This window comes from Chitinophaga qingshengii, from assembly GCF_014529935.1.
GTDB lineage: Bacteria > Bacteroidota > Bacteroidia > Chitinophagales > Chitinophagaceae > Chitinophaga > Chitinophaga qingshengii.
On the sequence record NZ_JACVFC010000005.1, the window covers coordinates 41,146 to 61,550 of the forward strand.

The following is a 20,405-nucleotide window of genomic DNA, read 5'->3' on the forward strand; positions in this document are numbered from 1 at the left end:
CCGGAGAAATCTGATATGCTTCAAAAGTACGAAATGTGATCTGATATTTACCGGCGGTTATCCAATTGTTGCCGTATCAGTTTACCGAGTGTTTGAACGGCCCAGGCCTGGTCTTCATCAAACGGATTGGCGTTGGACAGGCGCAGGCAGTGGTTATACTGGCCCTGGCTGGAGAACAGGCTGCCGGGTGTAAAAGAAATATGTTGCAGCAGCGCTTTACGGTGCAGTTCCCAGCCATCCGCCTGCGGCGGTAGCACCACCCACAGGCTAAGACCGCCTTCCGGGCGGGTAAGGCGGGTATCGGCAGGGAAATATTGTTGTATGGCGCGGCTGATCTGTAGTTGTTGGGTGCGCAGCGCCTGTCGCAGCGGTTTCAGGTGAAGATCCATCCGTTGCTGGTCCAGGAACCGGGTGAGCACCAGTTGCGGTAATAGCCCGGTACTGGCGGAGGACATGAACTTGAGCTGTGCCAGGCGGTCGTGATAGCGGCGGCTGATAATCCAGCCGATGCGTAATCCGGCGGCGATGCTTTTGGAAACAGAAGAGCAGTACAGCACGAGGTCGGCGCGGTCAAAACTTTTGATGGTGCGTGGCCGCTCCGGGTTAAAGTGCAGATCGCCATAGGCATCGTCTTCGATGAGGGGTACCTGGTACTGTTCTATCAGTCGTGCCAGCTGTTTTTTATGCTGGTCCGGAATACAGCAGCCGAGTGGGTTGCTGTAATTGCTGATGATAAGGCAGGCGGCCACTTTTCTTTTGCGCAACGCTGTTTCCAGGTGTTCGAGGCTGATGCCGGTGACAGGATCGGTGGGTATTTCCAGGGCTTTCATGCCCAGGTTTTCGATGGCTTGCAACAGTCCTACAAACGTAGGCGATTCAATAGCAATGGTATCGCCGGCTTTAGCGACCGCCCGCAGGCAGATGGTGGCTGCTTCGATAGCCCCGTTGGTGATAAGGATATCATCGACGGCAACGCTACCACCCCATGCCAGGGATAGTTTGGCGATATGGCGGCGCAGTGGCAGGTGCCCGTCGATATCACCGTAAGGGATATACGCTGTTTTTTCTTCGCGGGCAGCCTGGCGCAACGCTTTGTTGAGTTTGGCCACGGGCAGCAGGCTGGGATGGGGGGCCGCGCCAATCAGGGATACGATGCCTTTACGCCCCATGGCATCGCGTATCAGTGCTGCGCGTCCGCTGATGTTAACCGGCGCCGGCGTGCGTGCCGGGAGGGAGATCTCCGGCAGTTTCGGTAATAGTTGCCGGGAATAGCTCACATAATAACCCGATTTCTCGCGGGCCTCCACCAGGCCTTTCCTTTCCAGTTGCAGGTACACCTGCAGCGCAGTACTAACACTGATGCCATGTTCCCGGTGAAGGCTGCGCACCGACGGCAGCTTATCGCCGATGGCGTAGGCGCCGTCGCCAATCATGGCTTCGATCTTATCGGCCAGTTGCTGATATAAAAAGTCCTTCTTGTTATTCATCTCCCGAAAAAAAATCTGTTATGGTCAAAAGTAAACAATTCTGTGTCTGTTCTGGTGTCTGTTTTTATGGTTATTTTGTAGGAATCAATTTTTATGAGCACACCTATTCATACACTCGCTCAACAGCTGGTAGCCCTTTGCCGGGACTGGAAATTCCTGGAAGCGCAAGCCACACTGCTGCATGAAGACGCCGTTAACATAGAATCAGATGGGCGTATTACCCGTGGACGCGAAGCTATCATGGCCAAAGAAAAAGCATTCCTCGACAATATAGAAGCTGTTCACTTGTTGGAGATATCCGACCCGGTAGTGGCGGATGGTTATTTTGCAGTGCAGTTTCATTCGGAACTGACGGTGAAAGGTATCGGTCGCCGTAGTCGTAATGAAATCATTGTATACGAAGTGAAGGATGACCTGGTGATCCGGGAACAATTTTTTTATCATGTTTAAAATCAGGTAGTCATGGGACCCAGAATGGACATTTCCAAACTTTATCCGGCAGGATTTAATGCTATGCTGGAACTGGACGGGACACTTAAAAAGAGTGGCATCGACAAAACGTTGTATGCACTGGTCAAGATCAGGGCATCGCAGATCAACGGCTGTGCATTCTGTATTAATATGCATTCCAGGGAGGCCCGTGCCGCAGGGGAGACAGAACAACGCATCTATCTGCTCGACGCCTGGCGGGAAGCGCCGTTTTACACAGAGAAAGAGCGGGCGGCACTGGCTTTGACAGAGGCTGTTACCCTGCTGGCTGATACGAATGTACCCGATGAAGTATACAACGCTGCCAGTGCTGTTTTTACACCGGAAGAGATAGCGGTCGTCACGATGGGCATTGTGGTGATCAACGCCTGGAACCGGATCGTAGTAACCTCCCGGACACAGGTTATTTAGTCATTAGGCTATTTGATTATTTAGCTATTGATAGGGCCTCAATAACTAATATATAATCAAGTAGCCCAATGATTGAATAGCAAGAAACGGGCTTGTTGCTGTTACCGGTTTCTGTAATTTTGTATATGACCATGCAAAAGATAAAGATTTCGGTGAATGATCCTGTCAACTTCTCTTTCCAGGAATGTCTGCATTTCCTGGGCAGGTCCGACAAAGAATGTTTGCATTATATCGTAGATGGAAAACTGCGCCGTATGTTACTGGCGGGAGGAGAACCGGTGGTGGTGGAGATCGCGCCCGGAGAAGATACCGCTTACCTGGAAGCTACTGTACTGGCGCCTTTGGATGTGACTGTTCCGGAGAAAGATATTCAGGATTTTGTTACACGCTGGCTCCACCTGGATGCAGATTTGCGTGCTTTTTATGATTACACCTTAACAGACCCGCTGTTGCGGGGGCTGGCTACCGACTACCGTGGTCTGCGGCTGATAGGGATGCCCGATTTATTTGAAGCGATTACCTGGCCTATTATCGGGCAACAAATTAATCTCTCTTTCGCCTATACGCTGCGACAGCGTTTTATTCAACATTTCGGTTATCATACTGCAGTAGACGGAACGGATTATTATCTTTATCCGCATCCGGCGGTGATCGCGTCGTTATCTCCGGAGGTGTTAACGCCGATGCAGTTTTCCCGCAGTAAAGCATTGTATCTTGTTGAAACAGCCAAGGTTATGGCTAGTGGTGAACTGTCGGAAGTTATCATGGCCTCGCTGGACTATGCCGCCGCCCGCGACCGGCTCGTGGCGCTGAAAGGTATCGGCAACTGGTCGGCCAACTACACATTGATGAAATACAGCCGGTTTCCGCAAGCGGTACTGCTCGAGGATGTAGGATTACAGAATGCTATCCGGCAACGGCTGCAACTGCCCGCCAAACCATCGATGGCGGAACTGATGGAATATGCGCGGCCCTGGCGGCAACATACGGCATATGCTATCTTTTATTTGTGGCGCTCTTTATTGTCCCCCTTAAATGTTTGATATGGAACTCGCACATCTTCGTATAGATACTCCCGTTGGACCACTGCTGATCAGTGGCACCGACGAATATATAGCCTCCGTTTCGTTTACCGAAGAACCGGAGACAGATTTCCCACAGCCACCACACCTGGTACTCGATTGCGCACAACAGCTACATGAATATTTCGCCGGCGACCGCAAAGTGTTTGAAGTACCTACCCGGCAGCCGGGTACCGATTTCCAGCAAACGGTCTGGGAACAGCTGACACATATCCCTTTCGGTCAGACGATTTCTTACCTGCAGCTGGCCCGTAGAATCGGCAATCCTAAAAGTATCCGGGCAGTAGGCACTACCAATGGTAAAAACCAGCTGGCTATTATAGTGCCCTGTCACCGGGTCATCGGCAGCAATGGTACCCTGGTGGGTTATGCCGGCGGCGTATGGCGCAAACGCTGGCTGCTGGAGCATGAGCGGCTGGATTTGTTTACGGGGCTGATGTGAATGATTAAATCTTCTGCCAGGGCGGTGTAAAATCTGATCTGCTCAAAAAACACAAAACTGAATCTGTTTTAGGTTCTTTTTTATCCGCACTTTTGTGTTTTGAAACGATGAACCTATCCAAACTGCCCAAAAATGAAACTTCAGGATGATTTAAAACATACGGACCGCCTGTTACAATTAACAAAAGAATTCAGTAGCAAATTTTTATCCTCTTTGGACAGGCTGGCTGCAGAAAAAACGATTGATATACCCGTAAGGCAAACGATACCGGCAGCAGGTGTAGGCGGTGTAGCGGCATTGGAGCTGTTCCGGCAGCAATATGGGAGTGCGCTTACAGCGGCGGTAGGTCCGCGTTATTGGGGTTTCGTGACCGGCGGCGTAACACCTGCCGCGTTAATGGGCGACTGGCTGGCATCTACCCTGGATTTGAATGCGGCTGACAAAAGTTCTGCCGCTTTTGCCATAGAAACGGAAACCATTGTTTTATTGAAACAGTTGCTGGGCTTGCCGGAGGCATTCCTGGGTTGTTTCGTTACCGGCGCTACCATGGCCAATTTCACAGGTCTTGCGCTGGGCCGCCAATGGCTGGGACATCAAAGGGGTATCGATATCGGTCGGCAGGGAATGGCCGGACTGCCGGACTTGCAGGTTGTTTCCTGTTTGCCGCATTCCAGCATTACCAAATCCATGTCCATGTTGGGACTGGGCCGTAATAATGTAGTGAAAATACCGGCGCTGCCTGGCAGGGAAAGTGTGGACATCGATGCTTTGCGTAGTTATCTCGAATCCCGGAAGGGACAGCCGGTTATATTTGTAGCCAGTGCGGGAACCGTAAATACCGTGGACTTTGATGATATCGCCGCTATCGTGGAACTGAAAAAACAATTTCCTTTCTGGTTGCATGTAGATGCCGCCTTCGGCGGATTTGCGGCCTGTAGCGATACTTACAGGCACTTGTTGAATGGTTGGGAAGAGGCAGATACTATCACCATCGATGCTCATAAGTGGATGAACGTACCTTATGATGCGGCGATGATTTTCTCGCGGTATCCGGGATTGCAGGCAGAAGTGTTTCAGAATGCCGGCGCTGCTTACCTGGGTGATCCGGCAGAGGATTTTAATTACATTAATCATGTTCCCGAGAATTCACGCCGGCTGCGGGCGTTGCCTGCCTGGTTTTCGCTGATGGCCTATGGTCAGGATGGCTACCGGCACATCGTAGAAGAAAATGTGATGCTGGCCCGTCAACTGGAGGAACTGATCGGGAATAATCCGGCTTTCCGTCTGCTGGCGCCGGTGAGAATGTGTGTGGTGTGTTTTACATTGAATGTGCCGGCAGAAGAACAGGAAGCTGCGGTGGACCGGTTCCTGCAAGCCCTGACCGCTACCGGTGTGGTAAGCATGACGCGTACCGTGTATGCCGGTCAGCCGGGTATCCGCGCGGCACTGGTCAACTGGCGTACCACCGCCAACGATGTGCAATTGGCTTATCAAACCATGAAAGAAGTGGTTGTAACCGTTTTGAATCTTCCTGCATATGCGTAAATCAAATACCAATGCTTATATCGCATTGGCTATTGTCAGTATCTTTTGGGGAACCACCTACCTGGCTTCAAGAATTGGTGTCAGACATATTCACGGGATCATGCTGGCGGGCATCAGGCAAAGTACTGCCGGCTTGCTGATCACCGCTTTTTTCTTCCTGAAAGGATATAAGTTGCCTGAAAAAATTGTGTTGTCCAAACTTTTTGTGATGGGGCTGTTAATGCTGGTGGGCAGTAACGGTCTCATGACCTGGGCCATGCAATATATTCCCAGTGGGCTGGGAGCGGTGATCAGCGCCACGGTACCCATCTGGATCACCATCTTCAGCTATTTCCTGGTGAAGAAAACCCGTATCAGTATACAGCTGTTGACCGGTATGTTGCTGGGCTTTGCAGGTGTAGCCGGTATTTTTTATAATTATCTGGCGAGCCTGATGAATCCTGATTTTCAGTTTGGGATTATGTTGTCCATTTTCGCCTGTATCTTTTGGGCGCTGGGCTCTGTATTGACCGCCAAATGGGCGTTGGGAGTGAATTATCTTTTTGGTGCAGGATTCCAGATGTTGTTCAGCGGTATTGTGATGTTGTTGATTGGTACACTGTTCCTGGGGCAGCACCTGGAAGTGAGCAACTTCACGGCGGAGCTGTGGGAAAGCTTGCTGTATCTCATTCTGATAGGATCGGTACTGAGTTATTCAGCTTATGTGTTTACGCTGAATAATCTGCCGCCTTCGCTGGCTGCCGTGTATGCCTACATTAACCCGATTGTGGCCGTGTTGCTGGGATGGATATTGCTGAGAGAAAGTCTGACCTGGCTGATGGGCTTCTGTAGCCTGGTAACGATAGGAGGGGTGTACCTGGTCAATGATGCGGTGAACAAAAACAAACAACGACAGTTGCAATAAATATTTAAGGTAGAAGTTAAGAGTCCGATGCTCGCCCCGGTTTTTACCGGATGAGCATCTTTTTTTTGTCTGTTGAAATGCGCTAATTTTAGCTAGGTTATCCCGCAATCTAAAAATATAACGTATGGAAATCGTCCAGGCCTCAGCCATGCATACCAATGAAGTTGCCGTATTGTTTGATGCATACCGCAGTTATTTTGATCAGGCGCCCGATTTCAAAGGTGCGCTGGCTTTTATCAGCGAGCGGATCAAACAGCAGGACAGTGTTATTTTTATAGCTTTTGATAAAGATGAAATTGTGGGTTTTGCCCAGTTATACCCATTGTTTACTTCCCTGGGGATGAAGCGGGGCTGGCTGCTCAATGATGTGTATGTACTGGAGGAACATCGTGGCAAAGGCGCCGGTGGCGCACTGGTAGACGCGGCGGTAGAACATGGCCGGCAAACAGATGCGGCCTGGATCATGTTGCAGACGTATGTAGCCAATACCGGCGCTCAGAAACTGTATCAATCCAAAGGGTTTAAAAAAGATACCAACTCCTTCTATTTCTACCTGGCAGTCTAGTGCGGTATTTTCCTTTTCTTTGCAGCATGGATATTACAAAGAATCCCTGGACGATACATTCCAGCGAGGTAAGATATGACAACAACTGGATACAGGTGATCCATCACGAAGGATTAAATCCGGCTGGTGGTCCGGGTATCTATGGCGTTGTACATTTTAAGAACCTGGCTATTGGTATCGTAGCGCTGGATGATCAGCAAAATATTTATCTCGTCGGACAATATCGTTTTCCGTTAAAAAAATTCAGCTGGGAGATACCGGAGGGTGGAGGCCCATTGGGAGAGTATCCGCTGGACACCGCTAAAAGGGAGTTGCTGGAAGAAACCGGGCTGATCGCCCATCACTGGGAAGTGATTTGTGAAACCGCATTGTCCAATTCGGTATCAGATGAAACCGGTGTCATATTCCTGGCACGGCAGCTGGAGCAGCGGGAAGCGGAGCCGGAAGAAACGGAGCAGCTGTTGGTGAAGAAAATACCCTTTGAAGAGGCTTATCAGATGGTTAAAAACTATGATATTACAGATTCCCTCTCGGTGATGGCCATTCAGAAAATAAAGCTGATGATGCTGGAAGGGGAGCTGGTTTGATAGAAAATACGTTTCTTTGCAGCAAATGGAAAGAAAATTTAACGCTTTCAAAGGTGAAAGAAGACCAGGCGGACCTAAAAAGTTCGCCAGCCCGCGGCCGAAACAATCCTCGCTGATTATTGGCCGTCAACCGGTGATGGAAGCCCTCAACAGTGGTAAACCGATAGAACGGATTTACATGCTACGCTCTGCCACCGGCGATATTATCCCTCAGATCAAAGAACAGGCGCTCGCCAACAATATTCCGGTCAATGTGGTGCCGGTAGAAAAACTCAACGGCCTCACGCAGGCTAACCACCAGGGGGTGATTGCCCTCACCGGCCAGGTTACCTATCTCGACCTCCAGGACGTTATTTCCCATGTAACAGACCAGGGCGAAACCCCGCTGTTCCTGATCCTCGACGGCATTACCGATGTGCGTAATATTGGCGCTATTGCCCGTAGCGCAGTATGTTGCGGTGCGCAGGCCATCATCATTCCCGATAAAGGCATTGCCGCGCTCAACGAAGAAGCCATGAAATCTTCTGCCGGCGCGTTGGAAAAAATCGCTATTTGCCGGGTGAACAGCCTGCTGAAAGCGATTGACACCCTGCATCTCAACGGTATCAAGGTACTTTCCAGTGAAATGGAAACAGATCTCAAACTGTATGACTGCGATCTCCGTGAACCGGTAGCCGTGATCATGGGTTCTGAAGATAAAGGCGTATATCCCGCGCTCATCAAAGCATCGGATGTGTTGTTCCGCATCCCGATGGCCGGTAATTTTGAATCTTTCAACGTATCTGTGGCGGCAGGCATCATCCTGTATGAGGCCATGAAACAGCGGACCATATAGCCGGTGACGGCGGACGGATTTAAATTCGTAATTTGTAGCTGGTAACCGCTCACTACTATGAAACTTATCGAATGTCCGCGTGATGCCATGCAGGGATGGCACAGAATGATCAGCACGGAAGAAAAGGCAGCATACCTGCAGGCCTTGCTTAAAGTAGGTTTTGATACCCTCGACTTTGGCAGTTTTGTCTCTCCTAAAGCTATTCCGCAAATGGCGGACACCCGTGAAGTATTGTCGCGCCTGGACTTGTCGGCCAGCCGCAGCAAGCTGCTGGCTATCGTCGCCAACGTAAGGGGGGCAGAAGAGGCGGTCATCCATGAGGCGATTCATTACCTGGGCTTCCCGTTTTCGGTGTCTGAAACCTTTCAGCTCAGAAATACCAATAAAACCATCGCTGAATCACTGGAACAGGTACATACCATGCAGGAGCTGTGCATCAAAAACGGCAAAGAGCTGGTGGTGTATATCTCCATGGGATTCGGTAATCCCTATGATGATCCTTACAGTCCGGAGATAGTATTGCAGTGGGTAGATGAAATGGTGAAGATGGATATCACCACTATTTCCCTGGCAGATACCGTTGGCGTAGCCAATCCCGCTATCATCAGCAGCCTTTTTCAGCAATTGATACCTGCCTATCCCCGCGTGGAATTTGGCGCGCACTTCCACTCCGCCCCGCATAACTGGGAAGAGAAAGTGCAGGCCGCCTGGGAACAGGGCTGCCGCCGTTTCGACAGTGCTATCAAAGGTATAGGAGGCTGTCCCATGGCTAAAGATGAACTCGTGGGGAACCTGGCTACCGAAAACCTGATCTGGTTCTGTCAGCAGCACCAGGTGTCTCCGGGCCTCGATATGACCGCACTGCAGGCTGCACAACAGCTGGCAGATGTGGTGTTTAAAGACTAAGACATGCAATTTCACCTGAGTTTCCCGGTAGATACCATAGAACCGGGCATACAATATACAGATAAGATAATGCTGCTGGGCTCCTGTTTCGCAGAAGAAATCGGCGCCCGGCTACAGGAACATCGTTTTAATACCCTCCTGAATCCGCACGGGATTCTTTTTAATCCCCTCAGCATTACCAAAGCGCTGACGGCTTATCTTGACGGTAAAGTCTATACGAAAGCGGACCTCTTCCAACACCAGGACCTTTGGCACAGCTGGGACCATCACAGCCGTTTCTCCGGCACTACGCAGGAAAGTGTGCTGGAACAGATCAATAGGGAACAACAAGCAGCCATACAAACTATCGAACAGGCCGACTGGCTCATACTCACCCTGGGTTCTGCCCATGCTTATTTTCTGAAAGAAGGGAATCAACTGGCAGGCAACTGCCATAAAGTGCCGGCAGCCAGCTTTTATAAAAGATTGCTCACCGTAGAAGAGATAGTGACGGCCCTCGATAATATGATGCACCGGCTGTTTTTCCGCAACCGAAAAGTAAATATACTTTTTACCGTTAGTCCGGTACGGTATATCCGCGATGGGGTAGTGGAGAATAATCTCAGCAAAGCCGTGCTGCTACAGGCAGTACATCATATGGTCAATAAGTTTTCCCGCCTCTGGTATTTTCCGGCGTATGAGCTGGTGATAGATGATCTGCGCGATTACCGTTTTTATAAAGAAGATATGGTGCATCCCAATGAAACGGCTGTCAACTATGTTTGGGACCATGTGGTGAAGTCGGTGATTCACAGCGGTAGCCAGCCGCTACTGCATACTATTGCAGACATCAACAGGGCTGCGCAGCATCGCCCGTTTAACCCGGATAGCAGCCAGCACCAACAGTTTCGCCAGACGTATGCCGCCAAGGTAAAACAACTGATGCAGGCGCATCCGTACCTGCGCCTCAGGGACCTCCACGATTTTTTTATTTAGGGATTTACGGATTTTTTGATTTACGGATTTCGGGGATTGGACCTGCATTTGTTGAAAAAATTATATAACAAAAGGTAGGTCCAATCCCCGAAATCCGTAAATCAAAAAATCCGTAAATCCCTAAATTCCTACATCTCTACATTTTTATTGTCCCGGATATACACCAGGCCTATCAGAAAGCAGATAACGGCCACGGCTATGGGATAAATCAATCCGGCCAGGTGGTTACCTGTTTTGGTAACGAGGATGGTGGAAATGGTGGGGAGCAGTCCGCCGAAAACGCCGTTACCGATATGATAAGGCAGCGACATGGAGGTATACCGTATCCTTGTCGGGAACATTTCTACCAGGAAAGCCGCAATAGGCGCATATACCATGGTCACAAACACTACCTGCACAAAAATCAGGAACACCAGCATAGCCATACGTGTATTGCTGACCGTTAGTTCGGATTTACCCTCACTTTGCCGGAGTATGCTGCCATCGGCATAGGTGTGTACCTTGGTGGTATGCTGCACAAACCGGCCGTTTTCATCTTTGGCCTGGTTGCTTTCGATTTTGTACAGTTCCGTCAGCTCCGTTTTTTGTTTTATATCGCCAATGGTGTCCATCGCCTTATAAATAGGGTAGTAGGCCAGTGCGGCGATAAGCATTCCAGCCAGCATGATCTTTTTACGGCCGATACGGTCCGACAGTGAGCCGAAATAAATAAACAGCGGCGTACCCAGCAACAGCGCCAGCGCGATGATGACATTGGATTGTACAAATTCGATGTTCATCGTTTTCTGGAGGAAAGAGAGGGCATAAAACTGTCCGGTATACCATACTACCCCCTGGCCCATGGCCGCGCCAAAAAGGGCTATCAGCACCAGTTTCAGGTTTTCTTTGTTGCCAAAGCTCTCTTTGATGGGGTTGGTGGATGTTTTACCCTCTTTTTTCATCTGGACAAACAAAGGGGACTCCTGCAGGCGGATACGGATATAATACGACATCATCACCAGCAGGATAGACAGCAGGAAGGGAATACGCCAGCCATAGTTGTTGAAATCGGCGGGCGTCATCACCGAGCGGGTAATCAGGATCACCGCCAGTGAAACAAACAGTCCCAGTGTAGCCGTGGTTTGAATGAAGCTGGTATAATAGCCGCGACGGTCGTTGGGGGAATGCTCCGCCACGTAGGTAGCTGCGCCGCCGTATTCACCGCCGAGTGCCAGTCCCTGTAGTAACCGCAGTATCAATACCAGCATGGGTGCCAGTACCCCGATGGTATGGTAGCTGGGTATCAGGCCGATAGCGAAAGTAGAGCCGCCCATGATGAGCAGTGTCAGCAGGAAGGTGTATTTACGGCCTACCAGGTCGCCCAGTCGTCCGAAAACGATGGCGCCAAAAGGTCTTACGATGAAGCCCACAGCGAAAGTAGCCAGGGTGGCTATATAAGCCAGTTCCGGGTTGCTGGGCGGGAAAAATTTCTCTGAAATAATGGCCGACAGGCTGCCGAAGATGTAGAAATCGTACCACTCTATCAGTGTCCCGGCAGAAGAGGCCATAATCACCTGCCAGATGGTTTTAGTTCCGGTTTGTTGCATTAGCTGATTTTTAAGCGATGGGTTTTGGTTGTAGCGTTGAAGCAAAAAAGATAGGAAATAATTATTATGGGTGCAAGTTCTGAGACAGGAATCTTGAAATGAATAAAGACTTATCTTTAAGGACAGCAGCAATCCTTCAAGATGAATCAACGACAGTTACCATATCCCGGCAGGTTACTTTTTATATTGCTACTTAGTCAGTTATTCTGCTGTACGCTCCTGCAGGCGCAGCAACGCGCCCATGACCGCCCTTCTATAGGGCTTACGCTCAGTGGTGGCGGTGCGCGCGGACTGGCGCATATCGGTATCCTGGAAGCCATCGACAGTGCCGGGCTGAAAATAGACTATCTCACGGGCACGAGTATGGGAAGTATTGTAGGGGCACTGTATGCCATGGGTTATTCCGGCGACAGTATTGAAGCTGTGGCGCGGCGGCTGGACTGGACCAGCCTATTTACCAATCAGCCGGTACTGACGGATGTTTCCTACGAAGAAAAAGCGGAGTATAACAAATATATTATCGAGATACCTTTTGAGTATGGTAAACCGAAACTGGCTTCCGGTGTTATTTCCGGGGAGGCCCTATGGCTGGAACTGGCCAAACTCAGCTGGCCGGTAAAGGATAAAAAGACTTTTTCCCAGTTTGATATTCCCTTTAAATGTATTGCCACTGATGTGGCCACCGGTCAGATCGTGACGCTGGATTCGGGGGAAATTGTTACGAGTATGCGTGCCAGTATGGCCATCCCTTCTATCTTCACAGCAGTAAAAATAGGCAACCGTAAACTGGTAGATGGTGGCGTGGTGCGCAATTTCCCCGTTATCACCGCCAAGGATATGGGCGCTGATATTGTCATCGGCTCCAATGTAAGCGGCGGGCTGCGCAAAGCCGACCAGCTGATTACGCCTTTTGATATCCTGTACCAGCTGGGCTTTTATAAAGATGCCGCCGATTTTGAAAAGGCGCGTAAGCTCTGTGATATCTATATTCCGGTTAATGATGAGTTGGAGAATTACTCTGCTGCTGCTTTTGGCAGTGTGGATTCCATCATCGAGATCGGTAAACGGAAAGGGAGGGAGATGTACCCTGTGTTCAAACACCTGGCCGATTCCCTGAATGCCCGCCTGGAAGTGGTGAACCGGCTTCCTTTCGCTGCCGACGTAGAGCTGAGCAGCATCCATGTATCGGGACTGATACATTCCGATGAGAAATTTTTCCTGCAGAGGCTGCACCTGAAACCCGGGGGGTGTTATTCCAACACACAGCTGCGCGAAGGTATCCAGCGGGTATATGGTACCCGCTTCTATAAGCTGATCACCTATAACCTGCATCCCGAAGGTTATGGTCAATACCGGATGGATATTGCCGCGGAAGAAAACCCGCTGACATATGTAAAGTTCGCGCTTAACTATAATACGCTGACCGGCGCCAGCGCCATCCTTAATCTTACGCAGCGTAATTTTATCGTGCCTAACTCCCGTTCTTTCGTGAGTGTGGCCATCAGTGAAAATCCACGGTTGGAAGCGCAATATTTCAAGTACCTGGGACGCAGCCGTAACTTCGGTTTCGGACTTGGCGCGTACTATGAGAATACCGGTCTCACTTTCTACGATGAAGACCTGACTAAGATGCAGCCCTACCGCAACAAATACGCGAACGTAGATATCAACCTACAGTATACGCCCAATGGTAACGTGGCTTTCGGCGGAGGTACCCGCTGGGAATACATTAAATACAAGCCGCAGTTTTCGCCGTTTGTAGAGGTGAGGGGCAGCACCAATCAACTGAATTCCTATGCTTTCCTGGGTGTGAATTCCCTTAACCGCAAGATGTACCCTACCAGTGGCGTGTTGTTAAACATCGAAGGCGGATTTATCTACAATCAGCATTCCGGTATTAACGTCAACAACAGCGGCGTTCCCCTGGACCTTGACAGTGCCGGTATACGGTTCAATAATTACCAGCGGCTGGTAGCGAACCTCAAATATTATGTTCCGCTGGGAACTAAGTCAGCATTGGAGTTTGACGGTAACCTGGGATGGAATTTTAACTATCATGAATCGGTGGTGAGTAGTTATATAGTAGGAGGTATGAATGAGGTGGTCCGCAACCAGTTGCCTTTTGTGGGAGTGTTTGAAGGTGAGGTGATTTCGCCTAAAGTGGCCGCGGTGCAGGCTGCATGGCAATGGGAAGTGATCCGTAATATTTATGCGATACCAAGAGTAGGCGCTGCTTTGTATAATACCAGTTTACTGGAGGCGCAGAATGCTTACCGGGGATTGACAGGGTATGGGCTGGGAGCAGGCTATAGTAGCAGGTTAGGGCCTATTGAAGCGACGATGATGTATAGTGATCAGTCGGGTAAGCTGAAGTTTTATGTGAATCTTGGGTTTAACTTTTGATTTTTTCATTTTGATATTTAGCTATTTTATTGGGCTTTGGGAGATGAAAGAAGCTGATAAAATAGCTAAATATCAAAATGAAAAAATATCATTAGTGCATGCGATCGCCGCGCACTTCAATATTCTTCAAGATTTCGGCTTCCATTTTCAGCCATTCTTCCCATCTTTTACGCACTTTTTCTTCCGGGAAATATTCATTGGCCAGGTCGATGAACAGCCGGTAGTGGCCAGCTTCGGATATCATAAAGCGGCGGTAGAATTCGCGCAGGTATTCATCTTCCAGTCCTTCGCTGAGCAGGCGGAAACGTTCGCAGCTGCGTGCTTCGATGAGGGCAAAGATGAGCAGGGCATCGAGGAAGGCATCGTCGGCATGACCGCCTTTAACGCGATGGTCCATGAGGGCGTTCACATAATCGTCTTTCCGTTGTTTGCCCAATGGCAATCCTCTTTTTTTCATCTCGGCCAGTACCTGCCGGAAATGCCCCCATTCCTCCGTTACGATAGGCGCCAGTTCCTGTACCAGTCGTTCTCTTTCCGGGTTTTTTTGGATCAGTGAGATGGCGGAGGAGGCAGCTTTCTGTTCACAGTAGGCATGATCCGTGAGGATATCCTGCAGCGAGATCGCTGCGAGATTCACCCAACGGGGGTCGGTAGGTAATTTTAATCCGAGTATGGATACTTTGCTCATGTTTTCGCTTTCTGGTATTGATTATTTTTGTTGTGCGAAGATAGTATTGAATCTGTTAATTTGCTAAAGCCCATTCGTTTATGCATAGAAGTCCAGAGTCCTTTTTACTGCAACCGTTATTACAGCGGCGTGAACAGCATTCCTTCCGGGAGCTGCGGCTGCCGGGGCAGCTGGTTGATTTCTGTTCCAATGATTACCTGGGACTGGCGCGTAGTGCGGCCTTACAGGAAAAAGTACATGCTTTGCAGCAGGAGCGTCCGGTGATGCAGGGCAGCACCGGTTCCCGGTTGCTGGCCGGCAATTACCAATGGATCAACGATGTAGAAGCAGATCTGGCGACCTTTCACCGCGCTGATGCCGCGCTGATCTATAATTCCGGCTACGATGCCAACCTGGGGTTGTTTTCCTGTGTACCGCAGAAAGGGGATACCGTGGTGTATGATCAGCTGGTACATGCCTCTATCCGTGATGGGATGCGTTTATCCCATGCGCAGGCCTTTTCTTTCCGCCATAATGACCTGGAAGATCTTCGTAAAAAAATCAATAATGCCAGTGGCAATTGTTTTGTAGCGGTGGAGTCGGTTTATTCCATGGATGGCGATATGGCGCCGTTGCAGGCTATTGTGGCGTTGTGTAATGAGTATGGGGCTCATCTGATTGTAGATGAAGCCCATGCCACCGGTGTAATCGGTCCACAGGGAGCCGGACTGGTGCAGGCTTTGGGATTGGAAGACGCTTGTTTCGCGCGGGTGCATACTTTCGGCAAAGCCGTGGGGTGCCACGGCGCCGTGGTGCTGGGATCTGCTACGTTACGGGATTACCTGATCAATTTTTCAAGATCGCTGATTTATACCACTGCCTTACCTTCCGCAGCTATCGCCGCTATCCAGGCGAGTTACAGTCTTTTTCCCTATATGGACGAAGCCAGGGCGCAGTTAACCGCGCTGGTACACCGTTTCCGTGAGGGCGTGCAGTCGTTGACGTTATTACCCGGCGAAACGCCTATTCAGGGCGTGCTGACCCGTGGCAATGAAAATACCCGCACCATCGCCGCGATGCTGCAGGCCGCCGGGCTGGATGTGAGGGCTATCCTGCATCCGACGGTACCACAGGGAGAGGAAAGGCTGCGAATCGTGCTGCACAGCTTCAATACAATGGAAGAAACCGACCTGCTGATAAAAGTATTATTGCATTAGCTCGTTTGATGCAAAAAATGATGTATTTTACATATATACATCTGAGCTACTATTTATGAGAATCATCCCAGCTGTTATTACCGCCGCCGTTACCTTGTCGCTTACATACGCACTCAGCACCAAGATAGGCCAGTTACCCCCGATGGGCAAGTTGTTAAGTCCGCAGACCGGTTTTTGGCAGAATGCCGAAGTAATAGGAGAGCGGCCGCATGAGACCATGGTATTACCGGGGCTGACCGGTAAAGTGGAGGTTTGGTATGATGATCGTGCAGTGCCGCATATTTTTGCCGACAACGATGCCGATGCCTATTATGTACAAGGATATGTGACCGCCCGTGACCGCCTCTGGCAGATGGAATTGCAGACTTTCGCTGCTGCCGGCCGTCTTTCGGAGATCCTGGGACCCGGGCTGATAAACTATGACAGGTCCAAACGCCGCGATGGGATGATGTTTGGGGCAGAAAGGTCCGTCGCCAGGATGGAAACCGATCCGGCCACCAGAACCGCTATCCATTCCTATTCCGATGGGGTAAATGCCTTTATCGCGCAGTTGACACCCGCATCGCTGCCGGTAGAATATAAGATCCTCGACTATAAACCCGAGAAATGGGATGTCGTCAAATCGGCTTTGCTGCTCAAGTATATGTCGGCTGACCTGGCCGGTTTCTGTAACGACCTGGAGTTTACCAATGCCCGCCGGTTGTTCTCTATGACTGATTTTAACCTGTTGTATCCTGATTTCCAGGATACCTTATATCCCATAATTCCGAAGGGTACTGCGTTTGCGGCCGCTTCTGCCAAAGCAACCGCGCCACCTGACAGCGTGCTGGCCGTTGACGCTGCTTATATGAAATTCAAAGCAGATAAGCCCGATCCGGCCAACGGCAGTAATAACTGGGCCGTAGCCGGCAGCAAAACACGTTCCGGCGCGCCTATCCTCTGCAGCGACCCTCACCTGGGCCTCAGTCTGCCTTCCCTCTGGTACGAAGTGCAGATACATACCCCGGAAATGAATGTCTACGGCGCCTCATTGCCGGGCGCACCCGGCGTAATCATCGGTTTCAATGACCATATCGCCTGGGGGGTAACCAACGGAGAAGAAGATGTAAAAGACTATTACCGTATGCAGTTCCGCAACGGTAAAAAAGAATACCTGTTCAACGGCAACTACCGTTCCGCCGATTTGCGGGTAGAAGCTATCAAAGTGAGAGGGCAGGCCACTGTGTATGATACTGTGGCCTATACCGTATTCGGGCCGGTAGCCTACGATAATACTTTCCCGGAAAAAACAACGGGACAGTCGTTCCTCGCCATGCGCTGGAAAGCGCTGGACTCTTCCAACGAACTGCGTACCTTCCAACGGCTCAATAAAGCCCGTAACTACGACGATTACCTGGAGGCGCTGCGTACGTTCACCTGTCCGGCCCAGAACTTTGTATTTGCCGATAAAGCCGGTGAAATCGCTATCTGGCATAATGGACAGTACCCGTTGCGTTGGAAAGATCAGGGCAAATGGATTATGCCAGGAACCGACAGCACCTACGCCTGGCAAGGATATATCCCGCATGGTGAACTGCCGCATATCAAAAATCCGGAGCGCGGTTTTGTGAGCTCTGCCAATCAGCGTCCTACAGACAATACCTATCCGTATGCTCTGTACGGCGAGTACGATCTGTTCCGCGGTGAACGTATCAACAACCGCCTTGGCGAGATGAATCAGATTACCCCACAGGATATGATGACGCTGCAGAATGACAATAAAAACCTGTTCGCCGCCGCCGCGCTGCCACTGATACGCCGGCATATGGATACCACTGCCCTCAGCGAAGCACAACGTTCATACTGGCGGCTGCTTTCACAATGGGACTGTGTCGCCTCACCCGACAGCAAGGCTGCTACTATCTTCAACAGCTTATGGGGACATCTCTCCGATACTATTTTCCGTGATGAACTGGAGCCGAAAGATTCCACCCTTCTGGCGATGCCACAGGCTACTACCGCTTTACTGATGCTCTTACGGGACAGCGCCGTTCATTTTGTAGACAATATCAACACACCACAGAAAGAGACATTATCAGGCCTGGTACAAGGAGCCTTTGCTACTACTGTTACGGAAGTAGCAGAGCTGAATAAAGCCGGTAAACTGGAGCTGGGCAAAGCCCGTGGCACCGATATCCGTCACCTTTCCCGCGCTATCCCTGCTTTCAGCGCCATGCATCTTAATACCGGCGGTGGGCAACATATTGTGAATGCTACCAAACAAACACATGGTCCTTCCTGGCGCATGGTAGTACAGCTATCCGATAAAACAGAAGCCTATGGTATTTATCCCGGCGGACAAAGCGGGAACCCGGGTAGTCCGTTCTATGATAATGCTGTCAACGACTGGGTAGCAGGCAAATATTACCTGCTGCATATATTTGATCAGCAGGAAAAAGATGACCCGCTCATCCGCTACAAGGTGGTGTTTACAGGGAAATAGAAAAATTTTTTTACAAAAGAATTTGGAAGAAAATGAATTATTCCTATCTTTGCACTCCGTTAAACAAACGGGGTGTAAAGATTCCGTAGCTCAGTTGGTAGAGCAATACACTTTTAATGTATGGGCCCTGGGTTCGAGTCCCAGCGGGATCACAGACAACTTATAAACCTCGCGCTTTGCGCGGGGTTTTGTTTTTTTAGTTGAGCGTTTAGTTGAGTTCCTTTTGTATACCCCCGATTTCTTTACTGTACTTTATACAGGTTAATCAGCTTTTAATGAGATACATGATTTGTTGTTCGACAATTGTTCTCCGATTAAAAAATACTCTTATTTAAAAGATGTGGTTTGTCAAAGATGCATTACATAAACCTGGTGTTGACAATTAGGTACTATTCCCTTTAGTAAAGCAATCTTTACGTATTCGGGAGTGTCCTTCAACCAGTTGATATGGTGGTTATAATTCAGCATAAGCAGGTGCATAAGACTTAACAGAATCCGTATTTATGATTATTGGAGGAACGTGCCAAGTGCCTAGTGTTTTCCAATCGCGCTCCTGCTCATCGGTTGCGAAATTTTCATATCTAGGTTCACCAATAGTGATACTATTCGTAAAAGAATCGATTGTTGGAACCAGGATAAGATCTTCCGTATTCCAGTTTGCTTTAGTAAACTGTACCATTGTAAAATCTAGCCAAGCATAATTTGTAATAGTTCCGATTTGCTCCGACAGTCGGGAGATATTTTAGGCAGCTGGCGGAAGATTGTCTAGCTGCTTTTCTTTTGCTAAAGGTACTGTTTCTTCAAAAGTTTGCAATGGTGTCCGTCCGAAGCAGTATTTACCAGTATGTGTCCGATTGCGGTTGTAGTGATCTATCCACTCGTCCAGATCGGCTTGGATCTGCTCCAGAGACGCATAGATCTTTTTCCGGAATGCTATCGAATAAAACTCCTCCTGAACAGTACGGTTAAATCTTTCGCAGATCCCGTTGGTCTGAGGGCTTTTCGCCTTGGTCCTGGTATGATCTATGTCTTCCAGCGCCAAATAAAGCTCAAATTCATGATGATCCCTGGCGCCACAATATTCAGTACCACGATCAGTTAAAATTCGCAGCAGGCGAACACCATATTCGTCGTAGAAAGGTATCACCCTGTCGTTTAGCATATCAGCTGCAACAATGGCATGCTTTCGATCATACACCTTCGCAAATGCTACCTTGCTATAGGTGTCTATAAAGGTCTGTTGGTAGATTTTTCCAACCCCTTTGATAGTACCTACGTAATACGTGTCCTGAGCTCCAAGATAACCTGGGTGGTGAGTCTCAATCTCTCCGTGGGCAACTTTCTCTTCTTTTGCCCTTTCCAGTGCTATTACCTGCGCCTCAGTGAGGATCAGGCCTTCGGCCATAGATTTCTCCTCCAATGCCTTAAGCCGCTTTTTAAGCGTTTCCAGACCATGTCTTAACCAAACCCCACGTACACCTGCAGGCGATATGAAAATGCCCTTCTTTTTCAGTTCATTACTTGCTCTTAGCTGACCAAAGGCGGGGTGTTCTATAGCCATTTCTACTGCGGCTTCTTCTATTTAGGTCTCAACCCGATTCTTTAGTATGGGCTTCCTTCTGCTAATCTCCTGGAGAGCCGACTCTCCACCATCTTCATATAATTCTTTAAATCGATAAAAACTATCCCTACTGTAGCCAAATAGCTTGCATGCATGGGATACGTTACCTAATTCTTCGGCCAATTTTAACAGGCCTACCTTGTTTTTGATTAACTTTACTGCTGTATTCATTTCTGGCAGTTTAAAGGGTTAATGAATAAG

17 protein-coding genes, 1 tRNA gene and 1 pseudogene are annotated in these 20,405 nt (G+C 49.5%); 15 read left to right on the top strand and 4 right to left on the bottom strand.

Features of this window, described 5'->3' with window-relative positions; genetic code table 11:
- Positions 1-47: 47 nt before the first annotated feature.
- Positions 48-1,487 carry an aminotransferase-like domain-containing protein gene (locus ICL07_RS27240; RefSeq protein WP_188091232.1) on the bottom strand — a complete coding sequence of 480 codons (1,440 nt, stop codon included), beginning with the start codon at positions 1,485-1,487 and terminating at the stop codon, positions 48-50.
- Between the two features lie 93 nt (positions 1,488-1,580).
- On the opposite strand from ICL07_RS27240, the gene ICL07_RS27245 reads away from it, so the two are divergent.
- The 11 genes from ICL07_RS27245 (at position 1,581) to ICL07_RS27295 (ending at position 10,228) form a co-directional block, all read left to right on the top strand.
- Positions 1,581-1,937 carry a SnoaL-like domain-containing protein gene (locus ICL07_RS27245; RefSeq protein WP_188091233.1) on the top strand — a complete coding sequence of 119 codons (357 nt, stop codon included), beginning with the start codon at positions 1,581-1,583 and terminating at the stop codon, positions 1,935-1,937.
- Between the two features lie 12 nt (positions 1,938-1,949).
- Positions 1,950-2,387 carry a carboxymuconolactone decarboxylase family protein gene (locus ICL07_RS27250; protein ID WP_188091234.1) on the top strand — a complete coding sequence of 146 codons (438 nt, stop codon included), beginning with the start codon at positions 1,950-1,952 and terminating at the stop codon, positions 2,385-2,387.
- Between the two features lie 131 nt (positions 2,388-2,518).
- Positions 2,519-3,430, top strand: a complete 912-nt coding sequence (locus tag ICL07_RS27255; RefSeq protein ID WP_188091235.1) for a DNA-3-methyladenine glycosylase family protein — start codon at positions 2,519-2,521, stop codon at positions 3,428-3,430.
- 1 nt (position 3,431) lies between these two features.
- Positions 3,432-3,911, top strand: a complete 480-nt coding sequence (locus ICL07_RS27260) for a methylated-DNA--[protein]-cysteine S-methyltransferase (RefSeq protein WP_188091236.1) — start codon at positions 3,432-3,434, stop codon at positions 3,909-3,911.
- A 132-nt stretch (positions 3,912-4,043) separates the two neighbouring features.
- Complete coding sequence (locus ICL07_RS27265) at positions 4,044-5,456, top strand: pyridoxal phosphate-dependent decarboxylase family protein (protein WP_188091237.1); 1,413 nt, start codon at positions 4,044-4,046, stop codon at positions 5,454-5,456.
- Entirely contained in the window at positions 5,449-6,360 is a 912-nt protein-coding gene (locus ICL07_RS27270; protein WP_188091238.1) for an EamA family transporter, read from the top strand. The genes ICL07_RS27265 and ICL07_RS27270 overlap by 8 nt, the downstream gene beginning before the upstream one ends.
- Before the next feature lie 124 nt (positions 6,361-6,484).
- Positions 6,485-6,925 (top strand): GNAT family N-acetyltransferase, encoded by a 441-nt coding sequence (locus ICL07_RS27275; RefSeq protein WP_188091239.1) that lies wholly within the window; start codon positions 6,485-6,487, stop codon positions 6,923-6,925.
- A gap of 26 nt (positions 6,926-6,951) precedes the next feature.
- The gene (locus ICL07_RS27280) at positions 6,952-7,512 is read left to right on the top strand and encodes an NUDIX domain-containing protein (protein WP_188091240.1); all 561 of its coding nucleotides are present in this window, start codon (positions 6,952-6,954) and stop codon (positions 7,510-7,512) included.
- A 25-nt stretch (positions 7,513-7,537) separates the two neighbouring features.
- Entirely contained in the window at positions 7,538-8,347 is an 810-nt protein-coding gene (gene rlmB / locus ICL07_RS27285; RefSeq protein WP_188091241.1) for a 23S rRNA (guanosine(2251)-2'-O)-methyltransferase RlmB, read from the top strand.
- 57 nt (positions 8,348-8,404) lie between these two features.
- Entirely contained in the window at positions 8,405-9,253 is an 849-nt protein-coding gene (locus ICL07_RS27290; protein WP_188091242.1) for a hydroxymethylglutaryl-CoA lyase, read from the top strand.
- Positions 9,254-9,256: 3 nt separating this feature from the next.
- Positions 9,257-10,228 carry a GSCFA domain-containing protein gene (locus tag ICL07_RS27295; protein ID WP_188091243.1) on the top strand — a complete coding sequence of 324 codons (972 nt, stop codon included), beginning with the start codon at positions 9,257-9,259 and terminating at the stop codon, positions 10,226-10,228.
- Between the two features lie 128 nt (positions 10,229-10,356).
- Here the strand turns inward: ICL07_RS27295 and ICL07_RS27300 are convergent, their stop codons facing one another.
- Positions 10,357-11,814 carry an MFS transporter gene (locus ICL07_RS27300; RefSeq protein ID WP_188091244.1) on the bottom strand — a complete coding sequence of 486 codons (1,458 nt, stop codon included), beginning with the start codon at positions 11,812-11,814 and terminating at the stop codon, positions 10,357-10,359.
- 141 nt (positions 11,815-11,955) lie between these two features.
- On the opposite strand from ICL07_RS27300, the gene ICL07_RS27305 reads away from it, so the two are divergent.
- A complete protein-coding gene (locus ICL07_RS27305; RefSeq protein ID WP_188091245.1) occupies positions 11,956-14,217 on the top strand; it encodes a patatin-like phospholipase family protein in 2,262 nt (753 codons plus the stop codon).
- 91 nt (positions 14,218-14,308) lie between these two features.
- On the opposite strand, the gene ICL07_RS27310 is transcribed toward ICL07_RS27305, so the two are convergent.
- A complete protein-coding gene (locus ICL07_RS27310) occupies positions 14,309-14,905 on the bottom strand; it encodes a MiaE family protein (protein WP_188091246.1) in 597 nt (198 codons plus the stop codon).
- An 80-nt stretch (positions 14,906-14,985) separates the two neighbouring features.
- On the opposite strand from ICL07_RS27310, the gene ICL07_RS27315 reads away from it, so the two are divergent.
- The 3 genes from ICL07_RS27315 (at position 14,986) to ICL07_RS27325 (ending at position 18,735) form a co-directional block, all read left to right on the top strand.
- On the top strand, positions 14,986-16,101 hold the full coding sequence (locus tag ICL07_RS27315) for an aminotransferase class I/II-fold pyridoxal phosphate-dependent enzyme (protein WP_188091247.1): 1,116 nt from the start codon (positions 14,986-14,988) through the stop codon (positions 16,099-16,101).
- A 55-nt stretch (positions 16,102-16,156) separates the two neighbouring features.
- The gene (locus ICL07_RS27320; RefSeq protein ID WP_188091248.1) at positions 16,157-18,583 is read left to right on the top strand and encodes a penicillin acylase family protein; all 2,427 of its coding nucleotides are present in this window, start codon (positions 16,157-16,159) and stop codon (positions 18,581-18,583) included.
- Between the two features lie 79 nt (positions 18,584-18,662).
- A tRNA-Lys gene (locus tag ICL07_RS27325) sits at positions 18,663-18,735 on the top strand.
- Positions 18,736-19,325: 590 nt separating this feature from the next.
- Here ICL07_RS27325 and ICL07_RS27330 read toward each other — a convergent pair.
- Positions 19,326-20,375, bottom strand: a pseudogene (locus tag ICL07_RS27330) (IS481 family transposase).
- Between the last annotated feature and the right edge of the window lie 30 nt (positions 20,376-20,405).

Coding starts and splice junctions, on each gene's coding strand:
- ICL07_RS27240 (WP_188091232.1), bottom strand. CDS start 1,487: ATGAATAACAAGAAGGACTTTTTATATCAGCAACTGGCCGATAAGATC.
- ICL07_RS27245 (WP_188091233.1), top strand. CDS start 1,581: ATGAGCACACCTATTCATACACTCGCTCAACAGCTGGTAGCCCTTTGC.
- ICL07_RS27250 (WP_188091234.1), top strand. CDS start 1,950: ATGGGACCCAGAATGGACATTTCCAAACTTTATCCGGCAGGATTTAAT.
- ICL07_RS27255 (WP_188091235.1), top strand. CDS start 2,519: ATGCAAAAGATAAAGATTTCGGTGAATGATCCTGTCAACTTCTCTTTC.
- ICL07_RS27260 (WP_188091236.1), top strand. CDS start 3,432: ATGGAACTCGCACATCTTCGTATAGATACTCCCGTTGGACCACTGCTG.
- ICL07_RS27265 (WP_188091237.1), top strand. CDS start 4,044: ATGAAACTTCAGGATGATTTAAAACATACGGACCGCCTGTTACAATTA.
- ICL07_RS27270 (WP_188091238.1), top strand. CDS start 5,449: ATGCGTAAATCAAATACCAATGCTTATATCGCATTGGCTATTGTCAGT.
- ICL07_RS27275 (WP_188091239.1), top strand. CDS start 6,485: ATGGAAATCGTCCAGGCCTCAGCCATGCATACCAATGAAGTTGCCGTA.
- ICL07_RS27280 (WP_188091240.1), top strand. CDS start 6,952: ATGGATATTACAAAGAATCCCTGGACGATACATTCCAGCGAGGTAAGA.
- rlmB (WP_188091241.1), top strand. CDS start 7,538: ATGGAAAGAAAATTTAACGCTTTCAAAGGTGAAAGAAGACCAGGCGGA.
- ICL07_RS27290 (WP_188091242.1), top strand. CDS start 8,405: ATGAAACTTATCGAATGTCCGCGTGATGCCATGCAGGGATGGCACAGA.
- ICL07_RS27295 (WP_188091243.1), top strand. CDS start 9,257: ATGCAATTTCACCTGAGTTTCCCGGTAGATACCATAGAACCGGGCATA.
- ICL07_RS27300 (WP_188091244.1), bottom strand. CDS start 11,814: ATGCAACAAACCGGAACTAAAACCATCTGGCAGGTGATTATGGCCTCT.
- ICL07_RS27305 (WP_188091245.1), top strand. CDS start 11,956: ATGAATCAACGACAGTTACCATATCCCGGCAGGTTACTTTTTATATTG.
- ICL07_RS27310 (WP_188091246.1), bottom strand. CDS start 14,905: ATGAGCAAAGTATCCATACTCGGATTAAAATTACCTACCGACCCCCGT.
- ICL07_RS27315 (WP_188091247.1), top strand. CDS start 14,986: ATGCATAGAAGTCCAGAGTCCTTTTTACTGCAACCGTTATTACAGCGG.
- ICL07_RS27320 (WP_188091248.1), top strand. CDS start 16,157: ATGAGAATCATCCCAGCTGTTATTACCGCCGCCGTTACCTTGTCGCTT.